Here is a 6,493-nt window from a genome sequence, read left to right as displayed (position 1 = left end):
AAAAACCGGAATAAGTCAAAGTACTAGTAATAACAACAATTTTCTCATACAAATTTTTTAAAATATAAATGTAATTTCAATATAAATAATAATTATTTATTTTCAAGAGAAAATTTATTTAATCTTCTACACCTAAATTAGAGAAAAAAGCGAATTTTGTTAATTCTGTAAATAATTTCTTTGATTTCTATTTCGGAAAAATTTTCAATTATATAATATATATTAATTGTATTTAAATTTGTAAAAAAATATTCAGGTAAATATTATTAATAAATTGATTGACAGCTTATATTAAGACAATTGTAAAGCTACTTGATAAATCAATAAACATTTATTTATTATTAAAATAATATACTAAATAAATTTATCATACCCACCAAGTATTATAATTATAATCATCAAATTTAAATTTAAGATTTTTGTTTCGTGGATTTATAAGAGTTCAATTTTCATTTATGTAAGAGTCTTGTATTGCTTTAGATAAAGTAAAACATAATGCATTATTTGTATTAAAATCTATATCTTTTAATTCTTCAAATTCTGTATTTTGTATACAATAATTTATATTTTCTTTTACTGCTACTGATAATATTCAATTATCTAACATACATTGATAATTACGATAACAATCATGTTTATTTCATAATGATTCATCAATTTGAGTAAGTAATTGCAATTGAAGTTCAAATATAGCTTTTGTTATAGCTTCATCAGCCATATTTTCATAAAATTCTATTTGTTCTTCTTTTTTCGCTTTTTCTAATTCTTCCATATGAGATATAAATTGAGAAAACCATAATTGTAAACTTTGCATATGTTGTCAACCTCTACCAGCAACAATTGAAACCATAGAAGAACTTGCAGTAGGAACTCAATCATGAAAACTAGCTAATTTAAAATTTTGTGCTGAATCTTCCCAATCTGAATTATGAAAGAAACTATTAAATCATTGTTGATAAGGAATATTATATGAACTACATGGATTTTTAAGTTTTTCATATTTTTCATCTTTTGAAATCATTATTTTAAAAAAATCTTCATTAGAAATTGCTAATATTTCATTTTTTTTGTTTTGATCACAATTGTAATTAATTCATTTTTTTCATAATATTAATGATTGATCCCAAGATTTTTTCTTTTTTTCATCACTTGCTTTTAAAGTTTTATCAATAGGAATCATAAGTTGTCCAAATTGATATGGATATGTCCAATATGGAGACATATTTGTAAGATTATCTATAATACCATAAAGATTTTTAAGTCTATCTGATTGAAGCATAGAGCCAACATATTGAACACTAGTTATCCATAAATAAGATGAATAAGATTCTTGATGTGGAATTATTAAACAATTTTTTTCTTCATTATGACAATATTCAACATAATCTGAAGATATTCAATTTTCCAAAACATATCTAGGATTTTTATCTCTATAATAAAAATATGAAAAATAATTAGCTTTGTAATAACTAGATAAATTTATACTATATCATAAAATATCAATACTTTTTGGATTTAATACTAATTGTTTTTGAACATAAATAAATAATGCAAAAACAAAAAATATTATTAAATAAATTATTTTTTTCATTGTATTTATTTTAATTAATATTAAAAGATCTTAATTCATTTCTAAGTCCTGCCAATTCTTCCAATTGATTATTTTCAAACAATTCAAAATTATTTAATATCAAATCAACATTATTTTCCAAAATCACTTGTTTCCTAGATAATAATGAATTATAAAAATCAATTTTTTTTATTAAATTTTCATAAACATTTGAATATACTCTATTGTTAATATAACAAGGCGAATTATCCAAAGAAGTTTCAAGTCATCTGATAGCAAGTTCTGAATTATCTTGATCTAATCAATTAAAAAACATAGTATCTCACATTTTTTTTTGTTCATCACAAAAATTTCTTTTTTGATCAAATTGAGATTTTTCATATCTTAAATTATTCAAAATTTGTTGATTATCAAGGACAGTATTTCTTATATTATTTATATAAGCTTCCAAAACTACTTTAGTATCAGAAGTTCATTTCAAAAGTTGACTTTCTTTAGTTTCCAATAAATTTTTAGTTGTTTGAGATGCATCAATTCATTTTGCCAAAAAGTGTTTTTGAGAATAAGTTCATTTTCAAACACTTAAATTTGCCAACAAAGAATTTATTGCCATATCATCAATCAAGAAATCTTTAATATAATTTTCGGAAACTTTAATATTTTGATTAACTGTCCAAAAAGATAACCAAGAAAAAGAATTTGTATTTCATGAAAAAACAAAATAAAAAATTAACAAAAAAAAACTAAAATAAATATAAAAATTAGGTTTTTTTAACATTTTACTAATTTTATATATAAAAAATGTAACTTAACAATATTTAATAAATTTAATATTTTTTTCAATAGATTATCTATATAAAATTTAAAATATTTATTACAAATATTCTTCTCAAATATATTTTTTAAGAACCTCAGGAACTTCAATTTTCATATCTTTTGTTTGATAATTTTCAACAATACAAGCCATTATTCTAGCAAGAGCTATTGCAGTTCCGTTTAATGTATGAACAAAATCTTTTGATTTTTCATCTTTCATTTTAATTTTTGCTCTTCTAGATTGGAAATCAGTACAATTACTACAAGAAGTTATTTCTTTGTATGTAGTCAATCACGGAAACCAAGCTTCCAAATCATATTTTTTTGCAGCATGAAATCATAGATCTCATGTACAAATATCTATTTTTTGACAATGAAGTCATAATTCTTTTACTATTTCTTCTTCTATTTCATAAATCAATTCATGTTCTTTAATACTATCTTCAGGTTTAGTAAAACTTACCATTTCCACTTTTTCAAATTGATGTACTCTTATCATTCATTTACTATCTTTACCATAAGTTCAAGCTTCTCTTCTATAACAAGGAGAAAAAGATACATATCTCAAAGGTAATTTATCAACATCTAAAATTTCATCCATATGTTGAGCTATCATAGTAACTTCAGATGTTCATATTAAATAAAGATCATCTTCATCAGGATTTACAGTATATATTTCATTTTTTTCAGCTGGAAAAAAACCTGTAGAAAGCATAGAATTATATCTTACTAAATTTGGTCATATAATAGGTCTAAATCATTTTTTACTAAGTTTATCAATAGTATAACTTATCAAAGCTAATTCTAGTCTTACTAATCAATCTTTAATATAATAAAATCTTGATCAAGAAACTTTTGCACTTCTTCATTGATCCAACATATCTCTTTTTTCTAATAATTCATAATGTGCTAATGGCTCAAAATTAAATTTTGGTTTTTCTCATACATAATAAGCAACTTTATTTTCTTCATCAGATTTTCAAATATGAACATCATCAAATGCAGGATTTGGTATTCTAATATAAATTTCATAAAAGTCATTATATATTTCATTATATTTTTTTTGTTTGTCTTCAATTTCAGATTTAAGATCTTTTACTTTATTTACAAGATTTTCAGTATCTTTTCATTCTTTTTTCAAGTTAGGAATTTCTTTTGAAATTTCATTTCTTTCTTGATTAAGATTGTCTAATTCAAATTTTATTTGTTTTAGTTGTAAATCCATTGCCATAAATTTTGGAAAATCTAATTTAATTCATTTCTCTTCAGTTTTTTTGATATACCATTCATAATTTTCACGGAATTTTTTAAGATCTATCATTTATTATTTCTATAATATAATTAAATATATCTTTTATATTTATTTTTTTTTATTTTTCAATATAATTAATTTTAAACTTATCTTTAATAGAACAAAATTTCTAAATAATTATTTATAAACAATTATTTACCAAATTGATTAAATTTTTTTGTGCAAAAAATATAGTTTTTAAATTTTAAATTAAATATTTTAAATTAAGCTTGAAAATATTTATAAAAAAGATATTAATAATTATTTATAATTTTATACAAATATATTATTATGATAATAGCAATATGAACAACAAGAGAACCTAAAATTAATTGAATAAAAGAATGAATTAAAGAAACTCCATATTTATCAAATATATTTAATGAAATATTTTTTATAACAGAAAAAATCTCTTCAGATATTTCAGATATGCCTTTATCTATTGAAGAGACAATGAAATGAGCAAAAAACAGAGCTAACAACTTACAAAAAAAATGAATAAAAGCAGATTATTATATATGAATAGAATGATGAACAAGCGATTTTTTATGAAAAAAATATATATTTTGAATAGTATTTGTATTAAATAATGATTGAGAATGACATTTCTGATTTTCTCCTATGATGGAAGTCCCTAAATTAATAGAAAATGAACTTTATATAAAATGAAAAGAACTTTGAGATATAATGTGAGATTTATCCTGATCTTTAAATATAAGAAGTAAAAATTGAAGTATGTGAGCTTGGTCTGATAATATGTTTACTAGAAAAGATGAATTCTCAATTGCATTTAAAGCAGCAATAGCACCATTTTATAACAAATATTATCAACTTTAATTTTGATATTAAAATAATGATTTAATATAGTAAAATAAATTGAAATATTAAATTAATTAATGTTTTTGTATATTTAATTTACTAACTGATTATTTTGATAAACTAAAAAGATATTCTATTTTTTAGAAAAAATATTTTTTCATTAATATCACATTTTTAAAATTTAATAAAAAAAATATTGATATTTATAATTAAATTCTTTATATAAATGCCAAAGTTTAATGATTTAGATCTGAATAATGGTAATTGGAAAAAATATGAAGATATTTTGACTGATAGTCTTTGGATAATAAATGAAAGAGACAAAAGCTGAAAACATAGTAATTTTTATCATTGAAATTTTGTGCCACAAATTCCTTATCAACTAATAAAAAGATATACCAAAAAATGATGATGGGTTTTGGATTTATTTTTGTGAAGTGGGACAACTGCAATTGAATGTGAAAAGTTGGAAAGAAATATTATTTGAATTGATTTAAAAGAAGAACTTGTTGCAAGAGCTAAAGAACTTATTGCATCAGATAAAATACAAAAGCATTTTTGATTATGAGATAGTGGAAGCGAAGAAACAAAAAAAGATATTCAAAAAATACTAAAACATCATAAAAAAACTTGAGTTGATTTAGTGCTTTTACATCCTCCTTATTTTGATATAATCAAGTTTAGTGAAGATAAAAAAGATTTATCAAATGCTTGAAATTTGCAAGATTTTTTAAATATGTTTCATAATGTTTTGCAAAATAGTTTTGAATTGTTAAAATCAGGTTGATATATGTGAGTGGTTATTTGAGATAAATATGCAAATAGCGAATGGATTCCACTCGGGTTTCAATGTATGAACGAAGCTCAAAAAGTCTGATTTAAACTAAAATCAATTATTGTAAAAAATATGGAGTGAAATAGATGAAAAATTTGAAGTGGTTGAATTTGGAGATATAGAGCTTTAAATAGCGATTATTATATTTTTAAACATGAATATATTTTAATTTTTAAGAAGTAAGGGATGGCTGAATTAAATATAGAATTAAAATATTGTTGAAATATTGAAAAATGAGTAATAAAATTAGAAAAAGAAAAGTTAAATATCAAGTATGCTATAAATTGAACTTGAAAAAGTACTATTGCAAGGGCATTTAAATATTATTTAGAAAAAAATGAAGAAGATGAAAAATTATTAAAACCTTATAAATATATTGGTGATAATACTAAAAAATCTGAAATTTTATGATTAGAAGATATTAAAAAAATAAAAATTTTTAATGAAGATTATATAAAACAATATACTTTTAAGAAAGATGAAATTTTAGAAAATAGTTTTTCAATTTTTATAGAAAATGAAACTTATAAAAAATGAATTCAAGAAGTTGACAATTTAGTAAAAAATTTAAGATGAACTTTTCAAGAAAATCCAGATTTAGATAAATTAATAAGCGATACAGATAATTTTTTAGATTTTGTAAAAATTAATCAAGGTTGAGATATAAATCAAAGTTCAACTATATTTAAATGATTAGAATCTGCTAGAAAAATAAATAATCCTTGAAGTGATTTTTTGTGATATAGTAATTATTTAAAAAACAATTCTATAAATAGTAGATATGTTGCTTGGCAAATACAATGAAAAGAATACTTATGAATCAATGAAAAAGAGTGTCCTTGTTGTATATCAAAAATTGAAGATTCTAGGATACAAAGTATAGAAAAATTTTCTACAGAATATAAAAAAGCTGATATTGATAATTTTAATAAAATATTAGATGTAATTGATGGATTATTTGAATACTTTAATTCAAAAACTAAAGAAACAATAAATGCAATAAAAGAAAATATTTCAGATATTGGTGAGGAGCAAAAGTCTTTTTTAAGAATATTGAGAGAACAAGTTTATCTTTTTAATATAAGTTTAAAAAAACTTAAAATTTTAGATTTTTACAATTTAAAAGATATTGAAAATATTGAAGAAGAAGTAAAAAAGTATT

Annotated in this window: 5 protein-coding genes and 1 pseudogene; 3 read left to right on the top strand and 3 right to left on the bottom strand. The window is 21.0% G+C overall.

From position 1 onward, the window contains the following. Positions 1-364: 364 nt before the first annotated feature. From VAMP_RS04050 to serS, 3 genes are all read right to left on the bottom strand, one after another. The gene (locus VAMP_RS04050; RefSeq protein WP_213349606.1) at positions 365-1,591 is read right to left on the bottom strand and encodes a hypothetical protein; all 1,227 of its coding nucleotides are present in this window, start codon (positions 1,589-1,591) and stop codon (positions 365-367) included. A gap of 10 nt (positions 1,592-1,601) precedes the next feature. After that, on the bottom strand, positions 1,602-2,348 hold the full coding sequence (locus VAMP_RS04045) for a hypothetical protein (RefSeq protein WP_213349603.1): 747 nt from the start codon (positions 2,346-2,348) through the stop codon (positions 1,602-1,604). Between the two features lie 96 nt (positions 2,349-2,444). Further along, a complete protein-coding gene (gene serS, locus VAMP_RS04040) occupies positions 2,445-3,707 on the bottom strand; it encodes a serine--tRNA ligase (RefSeq protein ID WP_213349600.1) in 1,263 nt (420 codons plus the stop codon). Positions 3,708-3,968: 261 nt separating this feature from the next. On the opposite strand from serS, the gene VAMP_RS04035 reads away from it, so the two are divergent. The 3 genes and pseudogenes from VAMP_RS04035 to VAMP_RS04025 form a co-directional block, all read left to right on the top strand. Beyond that, positions 3,969-4,514 carry a DUF84 family protein gene (locus tag VAMP_RS04035; RefSeq protein ID WP_213349597.1) on the top strand — a complete coding sequence of 182 codons (546 nt, stop codon included), beginning with the start codon at positions 3,969-3,971 and terminating at the stop codon, positions 4,512-4,514. A 208-nt stretch (positions 4,515-4,722) separates the two neighbouring features. After that, positions 4,723-5,514 (top strand): TRM11 family SAM-dependent methyltransferase, encoded by a 792-nt coding sequence (locus VAMP_RS04030; RefSeq protein ID WP_213349594.1) that lies wholly within the window; start codon positions 4,723-4,725, stop codon positions 5,512-5,514. Between the two features lie 3 nt (positions 5,515-5,517). Then, positions 5,518-6,493, top strand: a pseudogene (locus tag VAMP_RS04025) (hypothetical protein); the annotation flags it as partial.

The organism is Candidatus Vampirococcus lugosii, assembly GCF_018420025.1.
Lineage (GTDB): Bacteria > Patescibacteriota > Gracilibacteria > Absconditabacterales > Absconditicoccaceae > Vampirococcus > Vampirococcus lugosii.
This window is presented reverse-complemented; position numbering and strand designations above follow the sequence as displayed.